Below are 26427 nucleotides of genomic sequence, written 5' to 3' on the forward strand. Positions count from 1 at the left end.
GAGGTTTTTGCGAGGACACCTGCTGACAACCCTGCCACTGAGTGAATTAAAATGCAATATAAATGATTAAATATTGCAATGGGGATAAAAAAAGCCCCGCGCAATGGCGGGGCTGGAAAGGGGGATGGCTTCAGTTGCGGCGCTCAAACGCCAACGCGCGGCGCTCCACCAGCCGCATCAGCAGCGTCAGCAGGCCGTTGACGCACAGATACACCAGACCTGCGGCGCCGAACACCATCACGTCGTAGGTACGGCCGTACATCAGCTGGCTATAGCCCATCACTTCCATCAGCGTGATGGTGTAGGCCAGCGACGTGCTTTTGAACACCAGCACCACTTCGTTGGAGTAAGACGACAGCGCGCGCTTGAAGGCGAACGGCAGCAGAATGCGCAGCGTCTGCCGGCGCGACATGCCCAGCGCTTCGCACGACTGCCATTGTCCGGCGGGGATAGCGCGCACCGCGCCGTAGAACAGCTGCGTGGTATAGGCCGCGCTATTCAGCGCCAGCGCAATCATCGCGCACAGCCAGGGCTGCGACAGCAGGTTCCACAGCCACGGGTAGTCGCGAATCGCCGGAAACTGACCGGGGCCGTAGTAGATCAGGAAGATCTGCACCAGCAGCGGCGTGCCGGTGAACAGCGTCACGTAGATCTTGACCAGCGGCGTCAGGATCGGCGTTTTCAGCGTCAGGATCACCGTCAGCAGCAGCGACAGCAGCAGCGCGACCAGCAACGCGGCGACTGTTAGCGTCAGGCTGGTATGCAGCCCTTTGAGGATTTCCGGTAAATATTCAATCATCAGACCGGCCCCCGTTCAAACCGCGTGGCGCGCAGCTCAATGCGCTTGATGACGTATTGGCTGAACAGCGTCACCAGCAGATAGATGGCCGCCGCGATCACGTACCAGGTAAAGGGTTCCTGGGTGCGAGTGGCGATGCTTTTGGTTTGCAACATCAGATCGTTCACGCTGATCAGCGACACCAGCGCGGTGTCTTTCAGCAGCACCAGCCACTGATTGCCGAGGCCGGGGAGGGCATGGCGCCACATCTGCGGCATGATCAGGCGAAAGAAGATCGCCGCTTTGCCGAGACCCAGCGCCTGGCCGGATTCCCACTGCCCCTGCGGCACCGCTTTGAGCGCGCCGCGCAGCGTCTGCGAGGCGTAGGCGGAATAGAGCAAGGCCAGGGCGATCACCCCGCACAGGAACGGGCTGACTTCGAAATTGTCGATCGCCAGCTGAATCGGCAACTGAAACAGACCGAGGTTAAGGGTAAAGCCGTCGGAGAGCATCAGCAGCAGCTGCGACGAGCCGAAATAGATAAACAGCACCACCAGGATTTCCGGCAGGCCGCGCAGCACGGTCACCCAGGCGGTGCCGAGCCAGCTGACGGCTTTCCAGCGGGACGATTCCCATACGGCGAACAGCATCGCCAGAATCAGCCCGAGGATCAGGGCGCAAACGGCAAGGCCGACGGTCATGCCGGCGGCGCTTGCTAAAGGTTGTAATTCATTCATCGGGGCGTATTACTGCTGGAACCATTTTTTGTAGATGGTTTCATAGGTCCCATCCTGCTTGATCTTGTCCAGGGCGGCGTTGAACTTGCCCTGCAGATCGGTATTTTTCTGGCGTACCGCGATGCCGAGGCCGGTGCCGAAGTAGTCTTTATCCGTTACTTTGGCGCCCACTGTCGCCAGCGCGTCATTCTGCTTCAGCCACTCGTTGACCACTGCGGTATCGCCGAACACCGCATCAACGCGGCCGTTCTTCAGATCCAAAATGGCGTTTTGGTAGCTGTCGTAAGGCACGGTGGTGATTTCCGGGTGCTTGTCGGTCAGGTATTTTTGGTGAGTGGTGCCGTTTTGCACGCCGACTTTCTTGCCTTTCAGCGCCGCCACGTCGGCGATTTTGCCTTTCTGCGCGATGAACAGCGCCGAGTTATCGTAGTACGGCTTGGTGAACAACACCTGCTTTTCACGCTCCGGCGTAATGTCCATACCGGCCATGACCGCATCGAAACGCTTGAACTTCAGGCTTGGGATCAGGCTGTCGAACGCCTGATTGGTGAAGGTGCACTCGGCCTGCATCTCTTTGCACAGCGCGTTGGCCAGATCGACATCAAAACCCTGAATTTTGTTGCCGGCGTCAATAAATTCAAATGGAGGATAGGAGGCTTCGGTAGCGAAACGGATGGTTTCGGCTGCGGAGGCGGAAACGCTGATGCCGGCTAGAACGGCGGCGATTATTAGTTTTTTCATCGCAAACTCCCCAAATTACAGCAAGTTAATTGTTAGTGTGATAAGTAGTTGGCAAACTCGGTGGTCCGCGGCTGCGTGAAGTGGCTGCTGTCGCCTTGCTCCACCACATGGCCGTTTTCCATGTACACCACGCGGCTGGCGGTCTTGCGCGCCACTTCCACTTCGTGGGTGACGATCACCTGAGTGATGCCGGTGCCGGCCAGTTCGCGAATGATGCTGACGATCTGGGCGGTGATTTCCGGATCCAGCGCTGCGGTCGGTTCATCGAACAGCAGCACCTGCGGCTCCATCATCAGGGCGCGAGCGATCGCTACGCGCTGCTGCTGGCCGCCGGAAAGGTGCAGCGGAAAGCGATCGGCGAAGTCGGTCAGGCGCAGACGCTTGAGCAGCTTGTCGGCGCGCTCCATTGCCTGAGCCTTGGTCAGACCCAGCACGCGGCAAGGCGCTTCGATCAGGTTCTGGACCACGGTGAGGTGAGGCCACAGGTTGTATTGCTGGAAGACCATGCCGACATTTTGCCGCAGTTCGCGAATGGCTTTTTCGCCCGGCGCCTGCTTGAAATCGAATTGGTTGCCGGCGATCTTTAGCTGACCCGAGCGCGGCATTTCCAGCAGGTTCAGCACCCGCAGCAATGAACTTTTCCCGGCGCCGCTTGGGCCAAGCAGCACCAGGGTTTCCCCGGCTGGACATTCCAGCGTGATGTCAAACAGCGCCTGGTGAGCGCCGTAATAGCAATTGATACCGTTAAGTTGAATACTCATGCGCCAGAATTGAATAGACATTGATGCCGCAAATGTTAACTTCCACAGAATACTTATGCAATCTTTGTGCGTTAAAATTTATGAGTGTGCGGCGGGACAGTAAAAGATTAGCACAAGATACCGCGACTCAGGCCGAGGGAGGGGATTTGTGGCGCAGGCTGTGAGATCGGTAGCGAAATTTTTTCTATCGGACGAAATCTGAGCGGCGCAAGGGGAGACGGGAACGACCGACGCGGCGGGCCCGCGTCGGCCGGGGAGTGCGGGTTATCGGTTTTCCAGCACCTGACGCACGCTGCCGTTGGTGGCGTGTGCTGGAACATTCAGGTAGCGAATATCATCAACCACCCAGCAGGTGCCTTCGCGCACCATCAGCACTTCGTCTTGCCAGTTCACGGTACTGTTGGCGTCTTTCTGGTAGCTCAAGTCAACGCGCAGCGGGATGTTCTTCGCATCGGTGTTGGGAATGGTCGAGGCGCTGGCGACGGACGCGCTGCTTGGCCCTTGCGCGTTGCCGGAGAACAGATCGCCGGTTATCTGATGCTTGCCCGGATTTTGAGCGGCGCTGACCAGATCCTGATACAGCACTTTGCTCAGATAAGGCTGCAGCTGCGCCAGGCGGTTGCTGTCCGGCAGGCTGGAGCCTTGCTGGATGCGCAGGTCATAGAACTTTTGCGCGACCGTATCCGGGCCGCCTTCCACACAGCTGCCGCTGCGGGTGCCGATATCCTTGTATGCCGGTTCCACCGTGGTACAGGCACTCAGCAACAGCGCTAAGGGTAAAACAGCCGCAATCGTTTTTGTTTTCATCTTATTACCTTATGTGAAAGTCTCTACCATGAAGACCGATAGCTTACAGTATAAATGCGTTTTTTGGCCTTGCATTCGTACTGCGTGCCATTGATTAAGCGAACATAATGCCAATCTTCTGGTCATAGATACGTTGAATTAATCAAACAAGGAGTTCTGATGCAGCTTTCAACTACCCCGACCCTGGAAGGGTTTACCATCACCGAATACTGCGGCGTCGTCACCGGCGAAGCGATCCTCGGCGCCAACATTTTTCGTGATTTCTTCGCCGGCGTGCGCGATATCGTCGGCGGCCGCTCGGGCGCTTATGAGAAAGAGCTGCGCAAGGCGCGCCTGATCGCATTCGAAGAGCTGGAAGACCAGGCGAAAGAGCTGGGCGCCAACGCGGTGGTCGGCATTGATATCGATTATGAAACCGTTGGCAAAGACGGCAGCATGCTGATGGTGACCGTCAGCGGCACCGCGGTGAAAGTGAGCCGCTAACGCCATGCTTTCTTTTCGCCCCGGCCATTCCGCCGGGGCGACATCCTCTTGATTTATCCCACCTTGTGCTGCTCGACGATTGGGCGGTGTTCCTGCGGCTTCGTGGGCGCCGGCTCCTGGCGATGCGGCATCGGCTGAACGGACGTCTGATGGCGCTGCGGCGCCGGCATCGGGCTTATCGCCGCCGGATGCTGCGGCGCTGCCGGTTCGCGGATCACCGGCTGAGCGACGTGCGGGGCCTGCAGAACCTGCGGGCGCGCGACGGCTGGATGCACCGGCGCAGCGGCCGGCATCGGATGCGTCTGTAGCGGCGCTGAATGTACGGCTGTCGGCTGCTGCGGGTGAGGTGCCGTCGGAACGGCATGCGTGAACGTCGGCGTGCTCATCGGCTGCTGTGCATGAGGCGCGATGACCGGCTGTCGCACGTGCGGGACGGCCGCTACCGGCTGGTGTATGGCTACCGGCTGCTGTACGTGAGGCGCCGCCGGCTGGGTATGCGCAAAGTTCGGCAGCGTCATCGGCGCGTGGGCCGCAGGCGCGACGTGCGGCTGTTGCGGCGCGCCGATGGACGTCGGTTGAGTGACGCGGGGCGCCGGCGCGGCGGCGGTATTGTAGTTGTTCACCGTGCTGGTGCTGCTGCGATTCACAGTGTTCACGTTGTTATATTGGTTGATGTTGGTGACGCGATTCACCACGGTGGTGGAGTGTGATACATAGGGCGCATTGCGGTAGACCACCGGCTGGCGGCGATCGTCCCAGCGCATATCCCAGCTGTGCCAGCCGCTGTCGTGCTGGTTAAGCAAGGTAGCCACCGCGATGCCGACGCCGAAGCTGATCACGCCGGCCGCCAGCATGTCGCCGCCGCTGTAGCCCGAGGGCTGATACTGATAGCTCGGGTAGGCCGGGACCGGCGTGCCGTAGGCTTGCCAGGGATCGTAATGCGGGACGTAAACTGTATCCGGCTGGCTGGGTTCGATAACGATGGTCTCGCCCGGCGCCGCCACCACGCGCTGGCGATAGGGCTGCTGTTCGACATAACGCGTCGTTGGCGCCACGACGATGCGCTGCTGCGGGGTGTTTTTCAGCGTGCCTTGGCTGGCCGCCCGTTGACGCATCACCTGAATGGCGTTCATCACGTCGGTGGGATCGTTTAGGTAGGCGCTGCCCAGGGCGGTGGTCCAGGGGATGTTTTTCGCCATTTGATCGAGCACGTCGGGGAATTGCACCAGGCCGCGCACGCTGGGATCCCAGGGCTGAGCGTCGACCGCTGAGCTGAGCGCCGCCGGTTGCAAGCCGCGGTTTTGCGCCAGCCAGGCATCCGCGGCGCTGATTTGGTCAGGATAGCCCGCGCCGGCCAACACCTGCGCCAGCAGCTTGTCGGGGAACAGCGCCACCGGGCTGACCAACTGGTACAGTTGATCGGCGCTCAGCGGCGTATAGGCCGGCGCGCTGGCACTCGTGACGGGCGCGGCCGAGGGCGGGGCGCTCCCGCCCATCGCGTCGGCGACTTTTTGCCGATCGCAGCCGCTGAGCGGCAGCATGGCGGCACAGAGCAACCAGGACAGATAGCGTAGCGTGAACATGTTCGACTCCGCTCTTTCAGCGCAGATGATACTTTGAGACTATCATGGGCGGGAAAGGCCGCCAGCCGGGAGCAACACTCGCTTGCACATCGGCGCTATCTGTCATTATTTCTCGATGAGCGTGATGATTGGATACAGATCACTCGCGTCGCGTTACATCTTTCACGGACGTCAATCAGGAGGATAAGTGAAAATTTGGCTAGGGATCATCGCCGCCGCGCTGTTGGCGGGATGCCAAAATCCGCAGCAGGACACGCTCGTCGATCGTGGCGCTTACCAGCTCGAAACCTTGCATCAGGCGCAGGGCGCCGATCAGCGCATTCGGTTTCTGGTGATGCACTATACGGCGGAAGACTTTCATTCATCACTGAAAACGCTGACCGATGAACACGTCAGCGCACACTACCTGTTGCCGGCGCACCCGCAGCGCGAACACGGCAAACCGACGGTGTACCGGTTGGTGCCGGAGGCGATGCGCGCCTGGCATGCCGGCACCAGCGGCTGGCGCGGGCGCAGCAATCTCAACGACACCTCGATCGGCATTGAAATCGTCAACAAGGGTTTCACCCGCAGCATGCTGTTCACCCACTGGCAGCCCTACACGGCGGAACAGATCGCCGTGTTGATTCCGCTGAGCCGCGACATTATCCAACGCTATGGCATTCAGCCGCAGGACGTGGTGGGGCACAGCGACATCGCGCCGCAGCGCAAACAGGATCCCGGCCCGCTGTTCCCCTGGCGGCAACTGGCGCAGGCCGGCATCGGCGCCTGGCCGGACGAGGCAGACGTGCAGCGGCTGCTGGCGGGGCGAGACAGACAGGCGCCGGTGCCGCTGGCGCCGCTGCTCGAAAAGCTGGCGCGTTACGGCTACGCGATCGACCCGTCGTGGGATGCGCGGCAGCAGCGCAATGTGCTGGCGGCGTTTCAGATGCATTTCCGGCCCGACGATGTTCGCGGCGAGCCGGATGCAGAGAGTGAGGCGATTATCGATGCGCTGCTGTTGAAGTACGGCGCGTGGCGTTGATTACAGGCCGTGCAGTTTGCCGTGATCTTTCAGCCAGCGGGCGGTGCGCGCGATGCCTTCTTCCAGCGAGACGATCGGCTGATAGCCCAGCTCTTGCTGCGCGCGGGTGGTATCGAGCGTGAGATCGAAGTTGAGTTTGGCGACGCCGTAATGGGTCAGCACCGGCTCCTTTTCGCTTTTGCTGCCCAGGCGCTCCATGCCGCGCGCCATCATGTCGAGCATCGGATAGGGAACGGAGCGGATGCGGCACTTCATGCCCAAATCGTCGATCAGCTGCTGCACCACGGTGCGAAGCGGGCGCGGCTGCTGGTTGGTGATGTTGTAGGCGCGGCCGGACGGCGTGTCTTCTTTTAGCGTCGCCAGCCACATGGCGTGCACCGCATTCTCCAGATAGGTCATGTCCACCATCGCCGCGCCGCCGCGCGGCAGCAGCAGGTTGCCGTAGCGTTTGATCATCTGCAGCAACCGCGGCAGCATCACCTTGTCGTGCGGCCCGAACAGGCCCTGCGGGCGCAAAATGGTGAAATGGGTCTGCGGATTGGACAGCGCCAATTGCTGGATCACCTGCTCGCCGGCGGCCTTGCTGCGCGCGAACTCGTTGGCGTAACGCTGCGGGCGAAAGTCTTCGGTTACGTTGCGGTGATGGTGGTAGTCGAAATAGATCGCCGGGGAAGAGATGTGAATGAACTGCGCCACGCCATAGGCCGCCGCCCATTCGCCGAGGCGGCGGGTGGCGCGGACGTTGGCCAGTTCGAAGGCTTCTTCGGTGCCCCAGGGCGAGGTAAAGCTGGAGCAGTGCCACAGCACATCGACGTCCGCCAGCATCGCTTTGGCCTGCGAAGAGATCAGGTTGGTGAGATCGGCATGAATGAACTCCGCGCCCATTTTTTCCAGCAGGCCGCCCATCGCCTGGTTACGACCGGTGGCGCGCACTTTGATGCCCTGGCGGCGCAGATATTCAACGGCGTTACGGCCTAACCCACTGGTTGCACCGGTGACCAATACCTTCATAACGGACTCTATTCTCACCCAAAATCGGAATACCGGCGGGCGCTTGCGGCGCTCCCAGCAAATAAGATGCCATTCTTCCGTGATTTCGTGCGCTATGCAATCGGAAAGCCCCGAAGCACAGCGGCAAACTGTGCGGTTGATCGACAAATGAACGGCATTCAGCGCTGTTGGCGGTCCAGGTTCTCGGCCAGCGTCGCGATGCGCTTCGCCATGCCGCGAAAAATGAACAGATGCGCGGGCATCATGGCGAACCAATACAGCAGCCCGCTGAAGCCGGCCGGATGCCACCAGGCGCGCACGTCCAGCGTGCGGCGATCGCCGCGATCGGTAATGGTGAAGCTCAGCCGCCCTAGCCCCGGCGCCTTCATGCCGAACAGCAGCGCCAGCTGCCGCAGCGGCTTCAGCGTGATGACTTTCCAGCCGTCGATCTCGTCGCCCAGCGCCAGGGACGCGCGCGCCGGGCGGCCATAGACCACGCCGTTGCCGATCATGTCGTCCATGCGGGCGCGGATCCGCCACAGGATATTGGCGTAGAAATAGCCTTCCTCGCCCCCCAACTGCTGCACCGTCTGCCACAGCGCCTGGCTGGAGGCGGCGGTGTCGAGCGAACACCCCGCCTGTTTCGGGTAATAGCCGTAGCCGGGGCGCCAGCGGGCCCGCGCCGCCGGATCGTAGCCCCAGTCGGCGGAATCGACCACCTCCAGCTCGCGCTGCAGCGTGGCGGTGACCGCCTGATCGAAGGTGTGCAGACGTTGCGGGATCAGTGCCTGCAACGGTTTGCCGTCGGCGGGCAGATCGTGCTTCAGGCCCTGGATCAGCGCGCGCGCGATCGGCGTCGGCACCGAGGTGATCAGGCTGATGAACCACACTGAAATCAGCCGCGTCGGCAAGGGGATCGGGATCAGCCAGCGCCGTTTGCCGCTGATGGCGATAAAGCGTTGGAACATGTCCTGATAGCTGAGGTATTCCGGCCCGGCGACGTCGAAGATGCGGTGTTCCTCCGCCGGGTGCGCCAGCAGATCGGCCAGGTAAACCAGCAGGTTCTCCAGCGCCACCGGCGACGACTTCGAGCGCACCCAGCGCGGCGGCGTCAGCACCGGCAGGTTATAGACCATGTCGCGCATCACTTCGAACGCCGCCGAGCCGGGGCCGACGATGATGCCGGCGCGCAGCTCGGTCACCGGCACACCGCTCTGGCGCAGGATCTCGCCGGTCAGGCGGCGCGCCGCCAGGTGCGGCGAACTGTCGTCGTTCGGCTGCAGCGCGCCGAGAAAGATCACCTGCTTGACGCAGGCATTGCGCAGCGCATCGCGCAGATTTTCCGCCGCCTGGCGTTCCTTCTCGATAAAGTCGTCGCCGTCGCCCATCGCGTGCACCAGATAGTAAAGCGTATCGATTTCCCACAGCGCCGCGCTCAGGGTTTCCGGGCGGTACAGATCGACATACAGGCAGTTGACCTGCGGCCAGTTCTGCTCCTGCAGCCACTCGATGCGCCGTGCGGCGGCGGTAATCTGGTGCCCCTGTTCGATCAGGTGCGGGATCAGGTTCTGGCCTATATAGCCGCTGGCTCCAAGAACCAGTACGCGTTGGGGTGTCATCGGGCCGCCTTGTGCGGTGAAAGAATCGCAGAACGACAGGATGCCAAATTCAGGGTTTAAATGCACTTTTTGTATGGGTATAAGCCGGTTGCATCCGCCGCGGCGCGAGTTCACACTACGCGCCCCTTATCGCACGAAAAACCGAATGCCATGAAACTCAATGTGATTTGTTACGCCCTGCTGGGCCTGGCGCTGATCGCCAGCCTGTTCTCGCCGCATCCGGTGTGGATGTGGCTGCTGTCGGCCAACCTGCTGACGTTTCTGATCTACGGCGGCGATAAGCTGGCGGCGCGCAAGGGATGGCGACGGGTGCCGGAGACGACGCTGTTGCTGTTCGGCGCGCTGGGCGGCTGGTTGGGCGCGCTGCTGGCGCAGCAGCTGTTTCGCCACAAGACCCAGAAGCAGCCGTTTAAAACCTGGTTCATCCTCAGCGTGGCGCTCAATCTGGCGGCGGTGCTGGGGCTGTGGTACTGGGTTTACGGCCGCTGGATCTTCTGAGTGCGGGGCGCGGTCTGCGCCCCGAGCGATCAGGCGTGCTGCTGAAGAAACTCCCGCCACAGTTCGACCACCCGCTGCAGATCCTGACGGCTGACGTCGAGGTGGGTCAGAATGCGCGTCAGCGGGCCGCTGCTGATCAGCACGCCGCGTTCGCGCATCCACGGGCCGAGTTTGGCCGCCAGCGCCGGCGTTTGGCGCAGGTACAGCACGTTGGTCTGCGCGCCGGGTTCGGCGATCTCTACGCCGATCTGCCGCAGCTGTTGCTCCAGCCAGACCGCGTTGTCATGGTCTTCGCGCAGCCGCGCGACGTTATGCTCCAGCGCGTAGAGGCCGGCCGCCGCCAAAATGCCGGCCTGGCGCAGCCCGCCGCCGGTCATCTTGCGCCAGCGCAGCGCGCGTTGGATGAAAGCCTCGCTGCCGCACAGCAGCGATCCGACCGGCGTGCCCAACCCTTTCGACAGGCAAATGGTGAAGGTGTCGCAGTATTGCACGATCTCTTTTAGCGGCAGGTTCAGCGCCACGGCGGCGTTGAAGATGCGCGCGCCGTCGATATGCAGCGCCAACTGCCGCTCGCGGGTAAACTGCCACGCCTGCTGCAGGTAGGCCTGCGGCAAGACTCTGCCGCTGATGGTGTTTTCCAGGCTCAACAGCCGGGTGCGGGCGAAGTGGATATCGTCGGGTTTGATGGCGGCGGCGAGCTTGTCCAGCGGCAGCGTGCCGTCGGCGTCGGCCTCGATCGGCTGCGGCTGGATGCTGCCCAGCACCGCTGCGCCGCCGGCTTCGTATTTGTAGTTGTGCGCCTGCTGGCCGACCAGATATTCATCGCCGCGCTGGCAGTGGCTCAGCAGCGCCACCAGGTTGGCCTGGGTGCCGCTGGGCAGAAACAGCGCCGCTTCTTTGCCCGACAGACGCACCGCCTCCGCCTCCAGCGCGTTGACCGTCGGATCATCGCCGTAGACGTCGTCGCCGACTTCTGCCTGAGCCATCGCCTGGCGCATGGCGGCGCTGGGGCGGGTGACGGTGTCGCTGCGTAGATCGATAAGCATAGGGTTCCTTTTAATCCCCCTTTATCTTTCAAGCCGCAGCGTTGTTGGCTGCACAGGAGACCCCCAGTCACTGACTTGAGTCAGCTCCTGGGGATTCGCCTGCCGGCCGCCCGGCTGCAACTTGAAATCTATTGGGGATGGCAATAATGAATTGAAGGAGAATACGGTTTCCATCATAGCCCGATTCTTTTTGAGCCACAGATAAAAATCCCGGATATGGCGCTTCCCTATCCGGGAAATACGGCTAGCGCAGCCAGTTGGTTTTCGCCAGCTCGACCACTTCGTCGCCGCGGCCGTTGATGATGGCGCGCAGCATGTACAGGCTGAAGCCTTTCGCCTGTTCGAACTTGATCTGCGGCGGCATCGCCAGCTCTTGCTTGGCGGTGACCACGTCCAGCAGCGCCGGGCCGGGGTGCGCCAACATCTCTTGCAGCGCGCCGTCCAGATCGGAGGCTTTTTCCACGCGGATGCCCTTGATGCCGGCGGCGTTGGCGATCGCCGCGAAGTCCGGATTATGCAGATCGGTGCCGTCGGTCAGGTAGCCGCCGGCCTTCATCTCCATCGCCACGAATCCCAGCACGCTGTTATTGAACACCACGATTTTCACCGGCAGCTTGAGCTGCGCCAGCGACAGGAAATCGCCCATCAGCATGGTGAAGCCGCCGTCGCCGCACATGGCGATCACCTGTTTATCCGGCGCGGTGGCCTGAGCGCCGATCGCCTGCGGCATGGCGTTGGCCATCGAACCGTGGTTGAACGAACCGAGCAGGCGGCGCTTGCCGTTCATTTTCACGTAGCGGGCGGCCCACACCGTCGGCGTGCCGACGTCGCAGGTGAAGATGGCGTCGTCGCTGGCATAGTGGCTGAGCTGCTGCGCCAGATACTGCGGGTGGATCGGTTGGTCGTCGCCGGCGGTCGCCAGCCCGTCGAGATCCTTGCGCGCGTTGCGGTAATGCTCCAGCGCCTTGTCGAGGAACGCCCGATCGCGCTTCGCCTCCAGCTGCGGCAGCAGGGCGGTGAGGGTGGTATGGATATCGCCCACCAGCGCCATATTGACCGGGCAGTGCGCGCCGATGCTGCCGGGGTTGATGTCGATCTGAATGATGTTGGCGTTGGTGGGGTAGAACGCCCGATAGGGGAACTGGGTGCCGAGCAGCACCAGCGTGTCGGCGTTCATCATCGCGTGATAACCGGAGGAGAAACCGATCAGTCCAGTCATGCCGACGCTGTACGGGTTGTCCCATTCGATATGTTCTTTACCGCGCAGCGCGTGCACCACCGGCGCCTGCAGCAGTTCGGCCAGCTTGACCACTTCATCGTGCGCGCCGGCGCAGCCGCTGCCGCACATCAGGGTGATGTTCTTCGCCTTGTTCAGCGTTTCCGCCAGCTTGTTCAGCTCGCTCATCGGCGGCTGCACCAGCGGCAGCGCCGGGGTATGCCAGGTCACGGCCGCGTCTTCCGGCGCCATGCGCAGCGCCACGTCGCCCGGCAAGACGACCACCGACACGCCGCGATTGAGGATCGCCTTGCGCATGGCGATCTCCAGCACGCGCGGCAGCTGTTCCGGGTTGGAAACCAGTTCGCAATAGTGGCTGCATTCGCGGAACAGCTCCTGCGGATGGGTTTCCTGGAAGTAGCCGCTGCCGATTTCGCTGGAAGGGATGTGCGCGGCGATCGCCAGCACCGGCACATGGTTGCGGTGGCAGTCGAACAGGCCGTTGATCAGATGCAGGTTGCCGGGGCCGCAGGAACCGGCGCACACCGCCAACTGGCCGGTGAGCTGGGCTTCGGCGCCGGCGGCGAAGGCGGCCACCTCTTCATGGCGGGTGCCCAGCCATTCGATGGTGCCCATGCGGTGCAGGCTGTCGCTGAGGCCGTTGAGCGAATCGCCGGTCACGCCCCAAATGCGTTTTACGCCGGCTTGATCCAGCGTTTTGGCGATCAGTGTGGCTACGGTTTGCTTCATGGTTCCCCCAAACATGGTTTGAAAAACGATGTGGACTCGATCCGGTGAGTGGCAGCAGAACAACTGCAAGCATAGCTTACCGGCTGTGGACGAGATGCGGTCAGGAAGGGTAAAGAGCGTAGGACGGGAAAAAGTGTAACCGGGCTGGCCACGGGGAACTTGCCGATAAATGCCCCATCGCGGCGATGGGGCCAGGGATCACGCCAGCGTGACGTCGCCCTGCAGCTGGCAACTGCAGGCCAGCACGTAGCCCTGCGCTACCTCTTCCTCGCTCATCGTCATGGTGCTGGTGGTGGTGTAGTCGCCCTCGAGGATGCGGGTTTTGCACGAACCGCATACTCCGGCGCGGCAGGCGGCGTTGACCGGCAGGGCATTGGCCTCCATCGCTGCCAGCAGGGTGCTGCCGACCGGCACGCGGAATTCGCGCAGCGGGCGGGCGGCGCGCAGCGTCAGCCCTTCGGTGGCGTCAGCCTGCGCCGTCGGCGTGTGGAACTGCTCCTTATGGAAACGCTCGGCCGGCACGCCGAGCCGGCGACAAAGTTGCTCCACCTGATCCATGTAGGGCGCGGGGCCGCAGGTCATTACCGTGCGTTCGGCGATGTCCGGCGCCGCCTGCCGCAGCGTCTGTTCATCGATGCGGCCGCTGAGGTAGCCGGGTTGCAGATCCTGCTCGGCCATCAGCGTCAGGCGCAGCTGCGGATGGGCGGCGCACAGCGCGCGCCACTGATCGGCGAAAATCGTGTCGGCGGGCGTGCGCACGTTAACGATCGCGGCGATATCACAGGTTGGACGGTTGGCGGTCAGCCAGCGGCACATCGAGACGATCGGCGTCACGCCGCAGCCGGCGGCCAGCATCAGATAACGATCGGCCGGGTGGCGCTCGCAGCTGAATTCGCCCTGCGCGTCGGACAGCCACAGCGTGTTGCCGGGCTTGACCTCTTGCGTCAGCCAGCGCGACCCGATGCCGTCCGGCAGGCAGCGCACGCTGATGCTGAGAAAGCGGCTCTGGCCGGGCGAGGAGGAGAGCGTATAGGCGCGCAACGTCTCCTCGCTGTTGCGAATGCTGACCAGCGCGAACTGGCCAGCCTGGTAAGGGTAGAAAACGTCGCAGATCAGGTTCAGCGTCCAGACGTCGGCGGTTTCACGCTGGATGGAATGCACCTGCATGCGGTTCGGGCAAAGCGGAGTGGGTTGAGTCATCGGGCACCTCAAAAAGCAAAGGGGCCGGCGCAGGCGGCCCCATAACGTAACGGCATCAGGCGAGCAGCGCTGCGATCTCCTGCTCGACGGTGGTGATCGGACGCAGGCCGAATTTCTCGTTGAGGATCGCCATCAGGTTGTCGGTCAGGAAGCCCGGTGCGGTCGGGCCGGTGACGATGTTTTTCACCCCCAGCGACAGCAGCGTCAGCAGAATGACGATTGCCTTCTGTTCAAACCACGACAGCACCAGGCTGAGCGGCAGCTCGTTGACGCTGCAGCCGAGCGTATCCGCCAGCTTGACCGCCAGCATGATGGCGGAGTAAGCGTCGTTGCACTGGCCGACGTCCAGCAGGCGCGGCAGCCCTTCCAGCGTGCCGAAATCCAGTTTGTTGAAACGGTATTTGCCGCAGGCCAGCGTCATGATCAGGCAGTCTTGCGGCACGCTGCGGGCGAAGTCGGTGAAGTAGCTGCGCTCGTCGCGGCTGCCGTCGCAGCCGCCGACCAGGAAGACGTGGCGCAGTTTTTTCTGCGACACCAGGTCGATGACCGTGTCGGCGGCGTTCAGCAGTGTCTGGCGGCCGAAGCCGACGGTGATCAGGTGCTCAATCTCGGTGTAAGGGAAGCCGTTCATGCCCTGCGCCTGGCGGATCACGGCGCCGAAGTCGTCGCCTTCCAGATGGTTGACGCCCGGCCAGCCGACGATGCTGCGGGTCCAGATGCGATCGCCGTAGTTGCCGACGTTAGGATCGATGATGCAGTTGGAGGTCATCACGATCGGGCCAGGGAATTTGGCGAATTCCGTCTGCTGGTTTTGCCAGCCGCTGCCGTAGTTGCCCACCAGGTGCTTGAATTTTTTCAGTTCCGGATAGCCGTGCGCCGGCAGCATTTCACCGTGGGTGTAGACGTTGACGTTTTGCCCTTCGGTTTGCTCGAGCAGCATGCGCAGATCTTTGAGATCGTGGCCGGAAATCAGAATGGCTTTCCCGGCCACCGGGCGCACGTTGACCGCGCTGGGCTGCGGATCGCCGTAGGCCTGGGTCTCACCGCGATCGAGGATCGCCATCACGTTGAAGTTCATCTTGCCAATGCCCATGGCGTTGTTCAGCAGGGTATCGACGTCGCGCGGCCGGGTGCCGAGCCAGGCCATGAAAGCGTGGTAGTCGGCATAGAGCTGTTCGTCGAACTGGCCGAGCACGTGCGCGTGTTCCATATAGGCCGCCGCACCTTTCAGGCCATACAGACACAGCAGGCGCAAACCGTGTACGTCGTCGCCGACCTCGGCCTTGTCGCTGTCGAGGGCAAACTGCGCCGCCTGCTGCAGCAGCGCAGGCATAGCGTCACCGGCCAGCTGCAGCGCCGCCATCGGGTGATCGACGCGCACGTCGGCATCCAGCAGCCGGCAACGGGCGGCCAGCGAGTCGCGCAGCAGCAGGGTTTCCCGCGCGTAGCCGATGATGCGCTGGGAATCGAAGTTAACGTTGGTCAGGGTGGAGAAGAAGGCGCGCGGGGCGAAGCTGTCGATTTCGTGGTCGACGATGCCCAGCGAACGCGCCTGCAGCGCCCAGGCGGAGAGGCCCTGCAGCGCCGCCACCAGCAGATCCTGCAGATCGGAGGTTTCCGCCGTTTTGCCGCACATGCCCTGAGCATACGCGCAGCCGTTGCCTGCCGGGGTTCGAATGGTTTGTTCACATTGCACACAGAACATAGTCGCTTCCTTTTATTTTTAAAGTTGCATTTATAATGCTTGTTTAAAAGCATAGATCGGCGATCGGGGTTGCAAAAGGCTTTTGTGCGACTACTGTGGGCAAGTTTGATTTAGCGCAATTTTGCCGTGCGGATGGGAATGATTACGCTTTGGGGGCCGGGTGACCCCCAAGGGGAAAGGATCAGGAGAACAGGGCGATCAGCACCGGCGCCAGCAGGCTCAGCAGAAAGCCGTGCACGATGGCGGGCGGCACCATGTCCAGTCCGCCGCTGCGCTGCAGCACCGGCAGGGTGAAGTCCATCGAGGTGGCGCCGCACAGGCCGAGGGCGGTGGAGCGGCTGCGGCGCACCAGCGTCGGGATCAGCATGATCGCCACCAGCTCGCGCGCCAGATCGTTGAAGAACGCGGCGCTGCCCATCACCGGGCCGTAGGCGTCGGTGATCAGAATGCCGGACAGCGAGTACCAGCCGAAGCCGGAGGCCATCGCCAGCCCGGCCTTGACCGGCAGCCCCAGCAGCTGCGCCGCCAGCGCGCCGCCGGCCAGAGACGCGACGACCACCGCCAGCGCCACCAGCGTGCCGCGGCGGTTGAGCACGATCTGGCGCAGCGTCATGCCGCTGTTGCGCAGCTGAATGCCGACCAGCAACAGCAGGAAGATCAGCGCATATTCGCTGCCTTTATGGGCGAACTGCAGCCATTGCCACTGCGTCAGGCCGAGCAGGAAGCCGCCGAGCACCACGCCGCACAGCTTGAGCGACTCCAGCGCCATATGCACGCGCGAAGGCAGCTTTTCCTGTTTATGGCTGCTGCGCCACGGCATGCGCCGCTCCAGCAGCGCCAGCAACAGCAGATTGGCGCAGAGAATGCAGAAGAAGAACGCCGCGCTGTACTGGAAGATCAGCATCAGATTGCTGCTGAGATTCTCCATAAACGCCAGGCTGATGCCCATGAAAAACAGGATCACATACACCATCCAGCTCAGCAGCCGGTTGATCAGCACCAGCAGCGGGCGATGGCGTAAGGGAATGAGGTAACCGACAATCAGCGGTAACAGAATAATCAACAGTCCTGAGTACATGGTGCAACGAGTGTCCTTGAGTTTTGATGCGCGACGAACGGCGGCGAGGAGCACACGCTAACCAAAAGCCCGGCCGGAGTAAAGCGGCAGATTTGACGCTGGCCGCTTGACCTGCAAGGGGTTTTTTGACCATGCTCTGTGAAAGTCGCCTCATTGAAGAGGCGACGGCGCGCACGGGAGGCGGCGGATGTTCTTGGAGCGTATCGAAATTGTAGGTTTTCGCGGTATTAATCGGCTGTCCCTGATGCTGGACGATAACACGTTGTTGCTCGGCGAAAACGCCTGGGGTAAATCCAGCCTGCTGGATGCGCTGACGCTGCTGCTGGCGCCGGAGCAGAAACTGTATCGATTTGAAGCGCACGACTTCCATTTTCCCCCCGGTGAGGAGGCGGCCAAAGAGCGCCACCTGCAGGTGGTATTCACCTTCTGCGAGAAAGACATCGGCCACGCGCACCTGCCGCGCTACCGCCATCTGACGCCGTTGTGGGTCAAGGGGGAAGACGGCCTGAGCCGCATTCACTACCGCTGCGAGGGCGAGCTGGCCGATGACGGCACGGTGTGCACCTGGCGCGGTTTTCTCGACGCCGACGGCAACGCCTTTCAACTGCACCATATCGAACAGCTGGCCCACGCCATCATCCGCATCCACCCGGTTTTGCGCCTGCGCGACGCGCGCTTTATTCGCCGCCTGCGCCCCAGCAGCCTCGGCGATGAACGCAAACCCGATACGCAGGCGTTGGCGCAGCAGCTGGATCAGCTGACGCGCGAGCTGGTGCGCAATCCGCAGAAGCTGACCAACGGCGAGCTGCGTCAGGGGCTGGCGGCGATGCAGCAGTTGCTCGAGCACTACTTTGCCGAGCAGGGCTCGCAGGTGGCGCGGCCGCGCCGCCGCGGCGGTGAACCGGAGCAGGACGCCTGGCGCGCGCTGGACGGCATCAACCGCATGGTCGCCGAGCCGAACAGCCGCAGCATGCGTCTGATCCTGCTGGGCATGTTTTCCACCCTGCTGCAGGCCAAGGGCGACGTCAAGCTGGATCCGCACGCCCGGCCGCTGCTGCTGGTGGAAGACCCGGAAACTCGCCTGCATCCGATCATGCTGTCGGTGGCCTGGGGGCTGCTCAATCAGCTGCCGCTGCAGCGCATCACCACCACCAACTCCAGCGAACTGGTGTCGCTGGTGCCGGTGGAGCACGTGTGCCGGCTGGTGCGCGAGTCGGGCCGCGTCGCGACCTATCGTCTCGGGCCGCGCGGGTTGAGCGCCGAAGACGGGCGGCGCATCGCGTTTCACATCCGTTTCAACCGGCCGTCGTCGCTGTTCGCCCGCTGCTGGCTGCTGGTGGAGGGCGAGACCGAAGTGTGGCTGCTGAACGAACTGGCGCGCCAGTGCGGCTATCATTTCGAGGCGGAAGGGGTAAGGGTCATCGAATTCGCTCAGTGCGGCCTGAAGCCGCTGCTGCGCTTTGCCCGCCGCATGGGCATCGAGTGGCATGCGCTGGTGGACGGCGATGAGGCGGGCAAAAAGTACGCCAACACCGTGCGCAGCCTGCTGGACAATCATGAAGACAACGAACGCGATCGGCTGACCGCGCTGCCGGCGCCGGACATGGAACACTTCATGTTCCGCGAAGGGTTCGCCCCGGTCTATCACCGAATGGCGTCGGTGCCGATCAACGCGCAGATGCCGGTGCGCAAGGTGATCCTGAAAGCGGTCCACCACTCTTCGAAGCCGGATCTGGCGATCGAGGTCGCGATGCAGGCCGGCGAATGGGGCACGGACTCGGTGCCGCCGCTGCTGAAGAAAATGTTCTCACGGGTGATCTGGCTGGCGCGCGGCCGGGCGGACTGACGGCCCGCCGGGTGTTATCGGGCGCAGAAGTGCGCCGCCAATCCCTGTTCCAGCTCGTCCAGCAGCTGATAGCGGCGGCGATACTCGGCGCGCTTCTTGCTGGCGATCTCTTCGATCGGCTTGCGGGCGATGCGTTCGGGCAGCAGGAAATAGCCGCTGTCGAGCGGTTTGGCGCCCATCGATAGCCAGAACTGATCGTAATCGGCGTGCAGCTTGTCCTTCTTCTTACTCTGGTAGCGCCAGTTTTGATAGATATGGGTGGCGTTGCCGACCGCCACAATCTGGCGGATGCCGAGGTGCCGCGCCAGCGTGCAGATGCCTTCCAGCACCAGCCGTTTAGGGAACAGGCCGTGACACTCTTTGGTGGTGTGCTGGATCTCGGCGTGCGGCACGTCATGGTTTGCGCCCTGCAGACCGCCGATGAACAACGTCGGCTGCTGCTGATAATGCATCAGCGCAAAGGTGATCTCCGCCAGCATCACGCCGTTGGCGTTGCGCAGCAGCAGCGTGGCTTCCCCTTCCTTATTCAGTTTGTCGATCGCCGCCAGCTCCAGCGTGATCGGCGCTTCGTTCTTGCCCATCGCGCTGGCCAGCACGAAGGCGTGCGGGCCGAGGTGGCCGAGGCGCATCTTCAGCGGCATGCGCTGTACGATGAGATCGTAATGATCGCGCAGGGCGAACAGGCATTCGATCTTGCTCATGTTGGCCGCCAGGTAGGGACGATGCAGTTTGCACGGCAGGTTCGGCTGCGCGCTCAGGATCTCCTCCAGCAGCGGATTGCTGGCCAGGGTGCTGAGCAGGCCGCTGGTGGTGCGCCAGTTGAGCAGCGAACGGCCGAGAAACTTCAGGCGAAACGAGGTTTTTTTCCAGGCGTTGCTCGGTGCCTTTTCGCCATTGATCAGCGCCGTCATCAGTTGCCAGCCGTTAAGCGGCCGGGCGGAGGCGAGTGGGTAGCTGAGCTGTGACATGATGAAATCCTTGGCTGTGTTGAATGGCGCTATTTCATCAAGGCTTCACTAAACGGGAGTTCAATGCCGAACTGTAACCAAGCGTGTCTCCACATTGTGTTGAGCTAAGGTTTAGTTATTCCCTACGGTGCGTGCTAATTTAGCTCCGCCGCCGCAATGGGCGGTCGATATTCACAAGCACAGGCAGGTCAATTTTGACAGGGTTTAAAGGACATAAACGCCGCTGGATACTCGCACTGGCGGTGATTGCGGCGATTGCCGCGGCGGCCGTTTGGCACTTCCGCCATCCGGCGCCGACCGATTTCAAAACGGTAAAGGTCACCAAGCGCGATCTGCAGCAGAACGTGTTGGCGACCGGCCAGCTGGACGCAGTGCGCAAGGTTGACGTCGGCGCGCAGGTCAGCGGGCAGTTGGAAAAGCTGTATGTCGAGATCGGCGACAAGGTGAAGAAAGGTCAGTTGCTGGGGGTTATCGATCCGCAACAGGCGCAGAACAGCATCCGTGAAGGCGAGGCGACGCTGCGCGAGCTGCATGCGCAGCTGCTGCAGGCGCAGGCGGAACAGCAGCTGGCGGCGGTTACGCTGCAGCGCAACCAGGCGCTGGCCAAACTGCAGGCGGTATCGCGTCAGGATCTGGATCAGGCGGCGACGCAGCTGGCGGTGAAGAAGGCGCAGGTAGGCACCATCAATGCGCAGATCGCCCGCAACCAGGCCAGCCTGGATACCGCCAAGATCAATTTGGCCTATACCCGCATCGAAGCGCCGATGGATGGCGACGTGGTGCAGATCACCACGCTGCAGGGCCAGACGGTGATCGCGGCGCAACAGGCGCCGAACATTCTGACGCTGGCGGATCTCGGCACCATGCTGGTGAAGGCGCAGGTCTCGGAGGCCGACGTCATTAACCTCAAGCCGGGTCAGAAGGCCTGGTTCACGGTGCTGGGCGATCCGACCCGGCGCTTCGACGGCGTGCTGAAAGACATTCAGCCGACGCCGGAAAAGGTCAACAACGCCATCTTCGATTACGCGCGTTTCGAAGTGCCCAACCCGGAAAGGCTGCTGCGCTTGCAAATGACGGCGCAGGTGCACATTCAACTGGCCGGCGTCCAGCAGGCGCTGGTGATCCCGCTGGCGGCGCTGGGCGATCAGATCGCCGACAATCGCTACCACGTTTCGGTGCTGAAACAGGGCAAGGAAGAGAAGCGTGAGGTGGCCATCGGCCTGCGCAACAATATCGATGTGCAGATCCTCAGCGGGCTCGAGGCGGGCGATGAGGTGATCGTCAGCCGCGGCGGCGTGGAGGCCGGCTGATGGCGGCGCTGTTGCAGCTGAACGGCATCCGCCGCAGCTACCGTTCCGGCGAGCAGACGGTGGAGGTGCTGAAGGGGATCAGTCTGAGCATCGACGCCGGTGAAATGGTGGCGATCATGGGGGCTTCCGGCTCCGGCAAATCGACGCTGATGAACATTCTCGGTTGCCTGGACAAGCCGAGCGCCGGCGTCTATCGGGTGGCCGGCCAGGACGTGGCGACGCTGAGCGACGATGCGCTGGCGCAGCTGCGGCGCGAGCATTTCGGCTTTATCTTTCAGCGTTATCATCTGCTGCCGCACCTGAGCGCGGCGCATAACGTCGAGGTGCCGGCGGTGTACGCCGGGCTGGGCAAAGCGGCGCGGCGCGAACGGGCGGAGGCGCTGTTGCGCCGTCTGGGGCTGGGGGAGCGCGTCAACTATCGGCCGAGCCAGCTTTCCGGCGGCCAGCAGCAGCGCGTCAGTATCGCCCGCGCGCTGATGAACGGCGGGCAGGTGATCCTGGCGGATGAGCCGACCGGCGCGCTCGACAGCCATTCCGGCGAAGAGGTGATGGCGATCCTCAAACAGTTGTGCGCCCAGGGCCACACGGTGATCCTGGTGACTCACGATCCGGCGGTGGCGCGTCAGGCTGAACGGATCATCGAGATCCGCGACGGCGAAATCATCGCCGATTCCCGTCCGGCGCCGTCGGAGGATGCCCAGGCCAAGCCGCTGACGCTGGCCGCCGCGGCGCCTTCCTGGCGGCAGATGGGCGGCCGCTTTCGCGAAGCGCTGGTCATGGCCTGGCGCGCGATGGCGGCCAACAAGATGCGCACCGCGCTGACCATGCTCGGCATCATTATCGGCATCGCCTCGGTGGTATCGATCCTGGTGATCGGCGACGCCGCCAAGCAGATGGTGCTGGCGGACATCAAATCGATCGGCACCAACACCGTCGATATCTACCCCGGCAAGGACTTCGGCGACGACGATCCGACCTACCGGCAATCGTTGAAATACGGCGATCTCGACGCGCTGCGCGAACAGCCGTACATCAGCGCGCTGTCGCCGAGCATCAGCAGCAGCATGCGGTTGCGGCTGGGCAACGTCGACGCGGCGGCCAACGTCAACGGCGTCAGCGAGCAGTTCTTCCGCGTGTACGGCATGAGCTTTACCCAGGGCGTCGGCATCGACCCGATGCAGGTGCAGTCACAGGCGCAGACGGTGGTGATCGACGCCAATACCCAACGGCGGCTGTTCCCGCACCAAAAAAACGTGGTGGGCGAGGTGATCCTGGTGGGCAACATGCCGGCGACGGTGGTTGGCGTGGCTAAAGAGAAGCAGTCGATGTTCGGCAGCAGCAAGACGCTGAACGTGTGGGTGCCGTACAGCACCATGGCCAACCGGCTGATGGGCAACAGCTATTTCGATTCGATCACCGTGCGCATCCGCGACGGCTACGACAGCAAGGAAGCGGAACAACAGCTGTCGCGTCTGCTGACGTTGCGCCACGGCAAGAAGGATTTCTTCACCTATAACATGGACAGCCTGGTGCAAACTGCGGAGAAAACTACTCGCACGCTGCAGCTGTTCCTGACGCTGGTGGCGGTGATTTCGCTGGTGGTGGGCGGCATCGGCGTGATGAACATCATGCTGGTGTCGGTGACCGAGCGCACGCGTGAGATCGGCATCCGCATGGCGGTGGGCGCGCGTTCCGGCGATGTGTTGCAGCAGTTTCTGATCGAGGCGGTCTTGGTCTGCCTGGTGGGGGGCGCGCTGGGGATTACGTTGTCGTTCGCTATCGGTTTGGCGGTGCAGCTGGTGTTGCCGGGTTGGCAGATCAGTTTCCCGCCGGCGGCGTTGCTGAGCGCGTTCCTCTGTTCCACCGGCATCGGCGTGGTGTTCGGCTATCTGCCGGCGCGCAATGCCGCGCGGCTGAATCCGATCGATGCGCTGGCGCGCGAGTAAGTCACAGGCATAAAAAATGCCAGTCACACGGCGGCTGGCATTTTTATCGCAGTCAGAGTCAGTGCAGCGCGACGCTGCCGGAAGCGTTTAGGACAGCGCCTCGCTTTCCACTGGCACAATAAGACTGGCATGGTTGCCTTTGGGCCCTTGATGCACGTCAAAGCTGACCTGCTGGCCCGCCTTCAACGTTCTGTAACCATCCATCTTGATTGTGGAATAATGCGCGAAAATATCTTCGCCGCCGCCGGCTGGGCAGATGAAGCCAAAACCTTTGGCGTTGTTAAACCATTTAACAGTACCCGTCTCCATGCTTTTACATCCCTCGCAACGCTATTTTAAGTGAGATGAATAACTGATTTCGCACTCGCCGTGGGCGAGTAGCAGGGTGGACAAGGGGTGGTTAAAAGACCACCAGCCACGAATTTACACTCTAGAGCAAATGATCGGGGCGTCAAGGGATCGGCTTTTGTCGGCGGGGAGCAGTTCACCAAAGTTTGAAGCAGGTAACGCTATTGCCACGATTCAGTCACAATTGGCCCGTTTTTTTGCGCACGTTACAGTGCGGCGGGACGATGCCGAAGATGATAAAATAGTAACTATCCCCACTTTGAATAACCGAAACCTGTCCCCATATCAGAGGGCAGAGCAGAGAAGATGAGCAGCGATGGGCAATAACAACGATTGGCTAAACTTTGAACACTTGGCCGAAGAAAAACAAATCGATGCGGTAAAACCGCCGTCTATGTATAAAGTTATACTTAACAACGACGATTACACACCGATGGAATTTGTGATTGACGTTCTGCAAAAGTTCTTTTCTTATGATATTGAACGCGCAACGCAACTGATGCTCACGGTCCACTATCAAGGCAAGGCGATCTGTGGTGTTTTTACCGCCGAGGTGGCGGAAACCAAAGTCGTCCATGTGAACCGGTACGCAAGGGAGAACGAGCATCCGTTGCTTTGTACGCTGGAAAAAGCCTGAATAAGGCAATCTATTGGGGAGGTGCTTATGCTCAATCAAGAACTGGAACTCAGTCTCAACATGGCTTTCGCCAGGGCGCGTGAGCACAGACACGAGTTTATGACCGTGGAGCACCTGTTGCTGGCGTTGCTGAGCAACCCTGCCGCGCGAGAAGCGCTCGAGGCATGTACGGTGGATCTGGCCGCGTTGCGCCAGGAGCTGGAAGCCTTCATCGAACAAACCACACCGACGCTGCCCGCCGGCGAAGAAGAGCGCGACACTCAGCCGACGCTCAGCTTCCAGCGCGTGCTGCAGCGCGCGGTCTTCCATGTGCAATCCTCCGGCCGCAGCGAAGTGTCCGGCGCCAACGTGTTGGTGGCTATTTTCAGCGAGCAGGAATCGCAGGCGGCCTATCTGCTGCGCAAGCACGACGTCAGCCGTCTCGACGTGGTGAACTTCATTTCACATGGCACGCGTAAAGACGAGCCGGGACAAGCGCCGAATGCGGAAAACCCGGTGAACGAAGAGCAGTCCGGAGGGGAAGACCGTATGGAAAACTTCACCACCAACCTCAATCAGTTGGCCCGTGTGGGCGGCATCGATCCGCTGATCGGCCGCGATCGTGAGCTGGAGCGCGCGATTCAGGTGCTGTGCCGTCGTCGTAAAAACAACCCGCTGCTGGTCGGCGAATCCGGCGTGGGCAAGACCGCCATCGCTGAAGGCCTGGCCTGGCGTATCGTGCAGGGCGACGTGCCGGAAGTAATGGCGGACTGCACGCTGTATTCGCTGGATATCGGTTCACTGCTGGCCGGCACCAAATACCGCGGCGACTTCGAGAAACGCTTCAAGGCGCTGCTCAAGCAGCTGGAACAGGATCAGAACAGCATCCTGTTCATCGATGAAATTCACACCATCATCGGCGCCGGTGCGGCTTCCGGCGGGCAAGTGGATGCCGCCAACCTGATCAAACCGCTGCTGTCGAGCGGCAAGATCCGGGTGATCGGCTCGACCACCTACCAGGAGTTCAGCAACATCTTCGAAAAGGATCGCGCTCTGGCGCGCCGTTTCCAGAAGATCGATATCACCGAACCGACGGCGGAAGAGACCGTTCAGATCATCAACGGCCTGAAGACCAAGTATGAAGCGCACCACGACGTGCGTTATACCGCCAAGGCGATCCGCGCCGCGGTGGAGCTGTCGGTGAAATACATTAACGATCGCCATCTGCCGGACAAGGCGATCGACGTGATCGACGAGGCGGGCGCCCGCAGCCGGTTGATGCCGGCCAGCAAGCGCAAGAAAACCGTCAACGTGGCCGATATCGAATCCGTGGTGGCGCGTATCGCTCGCATCCCGGAGAAAACCGTGTCGGCCAGCGATCGCGACGTGCTGAGAAACCTGGGCGATCGCTTGAAGATGCTGGTATTCGGCCAGGATCAGGCGATCGAAGCGTTGACGGAAGCGATCAAGATGAGCCGCGCCGGTCTGGGCCACGAGCGCAAGCCGGTCGGTTCCTTCCTGTTCGCCGGGCCGACCGGGGTCGGGAAAACCGAGGTCACCGTACAGCTGGCCAAGGCGATGGATATCGAGCTGCTGCGTTTCGACATGTCCGAGTACATGGAGCGGCATACCGTCAGCCGTCTGATCGGCGCGCCTCCGGGCTACGTCGGTTACGATCAGGGCGGGCTGCTGACCGATGCGGTGATCAAGCATCCGCATGCGGTGGTGCTGCTCGATGAGATCGAGAAGGCGCACCCGGATGTGTTCAACCTGCTGCTGCAGGTGATGGACAACGGCACGCTGACGGACAACAACGGCCGCAAGGCGGACTTCCGCAATGTGATCCTGGTGATGACCACCAACGCCGGTGTGCGGGAAACCGAACGCAAGTCGATCGGCCTGGTGCAGCAGGACAACAGCACCGACGCGATGGAAGAGATCAAGAAGGTGTTTACGCCGGAATTCCGCAACCGTCTGGACAACATCATCTGGTTCAACCATCTGTCTACCGAGGTGATCCAGCAGGTGGTCGACAAGTTTATCGTCGAACTGCAGGCGCAGCTGGATGCGAAGGGCGTCTCGCTGGAAGTGAGCGACGAAGCGCGCGACTGGCTGTCGGTGAAGGGCTACGACCGTGCGATGGGCGCTCGTCCGATGGCGCGCGTCATGCAGGAAAACCTGAAGAAACCGTTGGCCAACGAATTGCTGTTCGGTTCGCTGGTGGACGGCGGTTCCGTGAAGGTCGAGCTGGACAAGGACAAGAAACAGCTGACTTACCACTTCCTCAGCGCCGCCAAGCGCAAGGCGGACGAGGGCGCGGTGCACTAAGGCTGCCTGCAGGCAAAGAAAAAGCGATGCTTCGGCATCGCTTTTTTTA

23 protein-coding genes are annotated in these 26427 nt (G+C 61.9%); 8 read left to right on the plus strand and 15 right to left on the minus strand.

What is annotated here, in order from left to right; genetic code table 11:
- Positions 1-130: 130 nt before the first annotated feature.
- From artM to ACMGG9_RS07000, 5 genes are all read right to left on the minus strand, one after another.
- Positions 131-799, minus strand: a complete 669-nt coding sequence (gene artM / locus ACMGG9_RS06980) for an arginine ABC transporter permease ArtM (RefSeq protein WP_099783622.1) — start codon at positions 797-799, stop codon at positions 131-133.
- Positions 799-1515 carry an arginine ABC transporter permease ArtQ gene (artQ, locus tag ACMGG9_RS06985; protein WP_025159684.1) on the minus strand — a complete coding sequence of 239 codons (717 nt, stop codon included), beginning with the start codon at positions 1513-1515 and terminating at the stop codon, positions 799-801. The genes artM and artQ overlap by 1 nt, the downstream gene beginning before the upstream one ends.
- Positions 1516-1524: 9 nt before the next feature.
- Positions 1525-2256, minus strand: a complete 732-nt coding sequence (gene artJ / locus ACMGG9_RS06990; RefSeq protein WP_033642533.1) for an arginine ABC transporter substrate-binding protein — start codon at positions 2254-2256, stop codon at positions 1525-1527.
- A gap of 32 nt (positions 2257-2288) precedes the next feature.
- The gene (gene artP / locus ACMGG9_RS06995) at positions 2289-3017 is read right to left on the minus strand and encodes an arginine ABC transporter ATP-binding protein ArtP (protein ID WP_089192582.1); all 729 of its coding nucleotides are present in this window, start codon (positions 3015-3017) and stop codon (positions 2289-2291) included.
- Between the two features lie 264 nt (positions 3018-3281).
- Positions 3282-3824, minus strand: a complete 543-nt coding sequence (locus ACMGG9_RS07000) for a lipoprotein (protein WP_033642535.1) — start codon at positions 3822-3824, stop codon at positions 3282-3284.
- Between the two features lie 159 nt (positions 3825-3983).
- Between ACMGG9_RS07000 and ACMGG9_RS07005 the strand changes: the two genes are divergently transcribed.
- Entirely contained in the window at positions 3984-4307 is a 324-nt protein-coding gene (locus ACMGG9_RS07005; RefSeq protein WP_004928400.1) for a heavy metal-binding domain-containing protein, read from the plus strand.
- 53 nt (positions 4308-4360) lie between these two features.
- On the opposite strand, the gene ACMGG9_RS07010 is transcribed toward ACMGG9_RS07005, so the two are convergent.
- Positions 4361-5890: a DUF3300 domain-containing protein gene (locus tag ACMGG9_RS07010; protein WP_414162002.1), complete on the minus strand. Its 1530-nt coding sequence runs from the start codon at positions 5888-5890 to the stop codon at positions 4361-4363.
- A gap of 187 nt (positions 5891-6077) precedes the next feature.
- Between ACMGG9_RS07010 and ACMGG9_RS07015 the strand changes: the two genes are divergently transcribed.
- Entirely contained in the window at positions 6078-6914 is an 837-nt protein-coding gene (locus ACMGG9_RS07015; protein WP_414162003.1) for an N-acetylmuramoyl-L-alanine amidase, read from the plus strand.
- On the opposite strand, the gene ACMGG9_RS07020 is transcribed toward ACMGG9_RS07015, so the two are convergent.
- Positions 6915-7925 carry an NAD-dependent epimerase/dehydratase family protein gene (locus tag ACMGG9_RS07020; protein WP_004928393.1) on the minus strand — a complete coding sequence of 337 codons (1011 nt, stop codon included), beginning with the start codon at positions 7923-7925 and terminating at the stop codon, positions 6915-6917.
- Positions 7926-8083: 158 nt separating this feature from the next.
- Entirely contained in the window at positions 8084-9523 is a 1440-nt protein-coding gene (locus ACMGG9_RS07025) for a DUF2867 domain-containing protein (RefSeq protein ID WP_033650655.1), read from the minus strand.
- 150 nt (positions 9524-9673) lie between these two features.
- On the opposite strand from ACMGG9_RS07025, the gene ACMGG9_RS07030 reads away from it, so the two are divergent.
- Positions 9674-10021, plus strand: a complete 348-nt coding sequence (locus tag ACMGG9_RS07030; RefSeq protein ID WP_033642539.1) for a DUF1294 domain-containing protein — start codon at positions 9674-9676, stop codon at positions 10019-10021.
- Positions 10022-10050: 29 nt separating this feature from the next.
- Here ACMGG9_RS07030 and ltaE read toward each other — a convergent pair whose 3' ends face one another.
- The 5 genes from ltaE to ACMGG9_RS07055 all read right to left on the minus strand — a co-directional run bounded on the left by ltaE (position 10051) and on the right by ACMGG9_RS07055 (position 17016).
- Positions 10051-11067, minus strand: a complete 1017-nt coding sequence (gene ltaE / locus ACMGG9_RS07035; RefSeq protein ID WP_033650656.1) for a low-specificity L-threonine aldolase — start codon at positions 11065-11067, stop codon at positions 10051-10053.
- Positions 11068-11311: 244 nt separating this feature from the next.
- On the minus strand, positions 11312-13033 hold the full coding sequence (poxB, locus tag ACMGG9_RS07040; RefSeq protein ID WP_033650657.1) for a ubiquinone-dependent pyruvate dehydrogenase: 1722 nt from the start codon (positions 13031-13033) through the stop codon (positions 11312-11314).
- A gap of 198 nt (positions 13034-13231) precedes the next feature.
- On the minus strand, positions 13232-14233 hold the full coding sequence (gene hcr, locus ACMGG9_RS07045) for an NADH oxidoreductase (protein ID WP_414162004.1): 1002 nt from the start codon (positions 14231-14233) through the stop codon (positions 13232-13234).
- 55 nt (positions 14234-14288) lie between these two features.
- Entirely contained in the window at positions 14289-15938 is a 1650-nt protein-coding gene (gene hcp / locus ACMGG9_RS07050; RefSeq protein WP_414162005.1) for a hydroxylamine reductase, read from the minus strand.
- 181 nt (positions 15939-16119) lie between these two features.
- A complete protein-coding gene (locus tag ACMGG9_RS07055; RefSeq protein WP_033642544.1) occupies positions 16120-17016 on the minus strand; it encodes a lysine exporter LysO family protein in 897 nt (298 codons plus the stop codon).
- A gap of 187 nt (positions 17017-17203) precedes the next feature.
- Here ACMGG9_RS07055 and ACMGG9_RS07060 point away from each other — a divergent pair, with 187 nt between their 5' ends.
- Positions 17204-18862, plus strand: coding sequence for an ATP-dependent endonuclease (locus tag ACMGG9_RS07060; RefSeq protein WP_147880279.1), 1659 nt, complete (start codon positions 17204-17206; stop codon positions 18860-18862).
- A gap of 14 nt (positions 18863-18876) precedes the next feature.
- Here the strand turns inward: ACMGG9_RS07060 and ACMGG9_RS07065 are convergent, their stop codons facing one another.
- Positions 18877-19830 (minus strand): VirK/YbjX family protein, encoded by a 954-nt coding sequence (locus tag ACMGG9_RS07065; protein ID WP_033642547.1) that lies wholly within the window; start codon positions 19828-19830, stop codon positions 18877-18879.
- Between the two features lie 194 nt (positions 19831-20024).
- Between ACMGG9_RS07065 and macA the strand changes: the two genes are divergently transcribed.
- On the plus strand, positions 20025-21140 hold the full coding sequence (macA, locus tag ACMGG9_RS07070; RefSeq protein WP_414162006.1) for a macrolide transporter subunit MacA: 1116 nt from the start codon (positions 20025-20027) through the stop codon (positions 21138-21140).
- Positions 21140-23086 (plus strand): macrolide ABC transporter ATP-binding protein/permease MacB, encoded by a 1947-nt coding sequence (gene macB, locus ACMGG9_RS07075; RefSeq protein WP_033642549.1) that lies wholly within the window; start codon positions 21140-21142, stop codon positions 23084-23086. The genes macA and macB overlap by 1 nt, the downstream gene beginning before the upstream one ends.
- A gap of 87 nt (positions 23087-23173) precedes the next feature.
- On the opposite strand, the gene cspD is transcribed toward macB, so the two are convergent.
- The gene (gene cspD / locus ACMGG9_RS07080; protein ID WP_004928349.1) at positions 23174-23395 is read right to left on the minus strand and encodes a cold shock-like protein CspD; all 222 of its coding nucleotides are present in this window, start codon (positions 23393-23395) and stop codon (positions 23174-23176) included.
- Between the two features lie 355 nt (positions 23396-23750).
- Between cspD and clpS the strand changes: the two genes are divergently transcribed.
- The gene (gene clpS / locus ACMGG9_RS07085) at positions 23751-24071 is read left to right on the plus strand and encodes an ATP-dependent Clp protease adapter ClpS (protein WP_004928347.1); all 321 of its coding nucleotides are present in this window, start codon (positions 23751-23753) and stop codon (positions 24069-24071) included.
- Between the two features lie 27 nt (positions 24072-24098).
- Positions 24099-26378: an ATP-dependent Clp protease ATP-binding subunit ClpA gene (gene clpA / locus ACMGG9_RS07090; protein ID WP_025302261.1), complete on the plus strand. Its 2280-nt coding sequence runs from the start codon at positions 24099-24101 to the stop codon at positions 26376-26378.
- The last annotated feature ends 49 nt before the right edge of the window (positions 26379-26427 follow it).

Source organism: Serratia sp. BNK-10 (assembly GCF_047456065.1).
Classification (GTDB): Bacteria; Pseudomonadota; Gammaproteobacteria; order Enterobacterales; family Enterobacteriaceae; genus Serratia; species Serratia ureilytica.

What these genes read in the sequence shown, in the direction of transcription:
- artM (WP_099783622.1), bottom strand. Translation starts at nt 799, where the DNA reads ATGATTGAATATTTACCGGAAATCCTCAAAGGGCTGCATACCAGCCTG.
- artQ (WP_025159684.1), bottom strand. Translation starts at nt 1,515, where the DNA reads ATGAATGAATTACAACCTTTAGCAAGCGCCGCCGGCATGACCGTCGGC.
- artJ (WP_033642533.1), bottom strand. Translation starts at nt 2,256, where the DNA reads ATGAAAAAACTAATAATCGCCGCCGTTCTAGCCGGCATCAGCGTTTCC.
- artP (WP_089192582.1), bottom strand. Translation starts at nt 3,017, where the DNA reads ATGAGTATTCAACTTAACGGTATCAATTGCTATTACGGCGCTCACCAG.
- ACMGG9_RS07000 (WP_033642535.1), bottom strand. Translation starts at nt 3,824, where the DNA reads ATGAAAACAAAAACGATTGCGGCTGTTTTACCCTTAGCGCTGTTGCTG.
- ACMGG9_RS07005 (WP_004928400.1), top strand. Translation starts at nt 3,984, where the DNA reads ATGCAGCTTTCAACTACCCCGACCCTGGAAGGGTTTACCATCACCGAA.
- ACMGG9_RS07010 (WP_414162002.1), bottom strand. Translation starts at nt 5,890, where the DNA reads ATGTTCACGCTACGCTATCTGTCCTGGTTGCTCTGTGCCGCCATGCTG.
- ACMGG9_RS07020 (WP_004928393.1), bottom strand. Translation starts at nt 7,925, where the DNA reads ATGAAGGTATTGGTCACCGGTGCAACCAGTGGGTTAGGCCGTAACGCC.
- ACMGG9_RS07025 (WP_033650655.1), bottom strand. Translation starts at nt 9,523, where the DNA reads ATGACACCCCAACGCGTACTGGTTCTTGGAGCCAGCGGCTATATAGGC.
- ACMGG9_RS07030 (WP_033642539.1), top strand. Translation starts at nt 9,674, where the DNA reads ATGAAACTCAATGTGATTTGTTACGCCCTGCTGGGCCTGGCGCTGATC.
- ltaE (WP_033650656.1), bottom strand. Translation starts at nt 11,067, where the DNA reads ATGCTTATCGATCTACGCAGCGACACCGTCACCCGCCCCAGCGCCGCC.
- poxB (WP_033650657.1), bottom strand. Translation starts at nt 13,033, where the DNA reads ATGAAGCAAACCGTAGCCACACTGATCGCCAAAACGCTGGATCAAGCC.
- hcr (WP_414162004.1), bottom strand. Translation starts at nt 14,233, where the DNA reads ATGACTCAACCCACTCCGCTTTGCCCGAACCGCATGCAGGTGCATTCC.
- hcp (WP_414162005.1), bottom strand. Translation starts at nt 15,938, where the DNA reads ATGTTCTGTGTGCAATGTGAACAAACCATTCGAACCCCGGCAGGCAAC.
- ACMGG9_RS07055 (WP_033642544.1), bottom strand. Translation starts at nt 17,016, where the DNA reads ATGTACTCAGGACTGTTGATTATTCTGTTACCGCTGATTGTCGGTTAC.
- ACMGG9_RS07060 (WP_147880279.1), top strand. Translation starts at nt 17,204, where the DNA reads ATGTTCTTGGAGCGTATCGAAATTGTAGGTTTTCGCGGTATTAATCGG.
- ACMGG9_RS07065 (WP_033642547.1), bottom strand. Translation starts at nt 19,830, where the DNA reads ATGTCACAGCTCAGCTACCCACTCGCCTCCGCCCGGCCGCTTAACGGC.
- macB (WP_033642549.1), top strand. Translation starts at nt 21,140, where the DNA reads ATGGCGGCGCTGTTGCAGCTGAACGGCATCCGCCGCAGCTACCGTTCC.
- cspD (WP_004928349.1), bottom strand. Translation starts at nt 23,395, where the DNA reads ATGGAGACGGGTACTGTTAAATGGTTTAACAACGCCAAAGGTTTTGGC.
- clpS (WP_004928347.1), top strand. Translation starts at nt 23,751, where the DNA reads ATGGGCAATAACAACGATTGGCTAAACTTTGAACACTTGGCCGAAGAA.
- clpA (WP_025302261.1), top strand. Translation starts at nt 24,099, where the DNA reads ATGCTCAATCAAGAACTGGAACTCAGTCTCAACATGGCTTTCGCCAGG.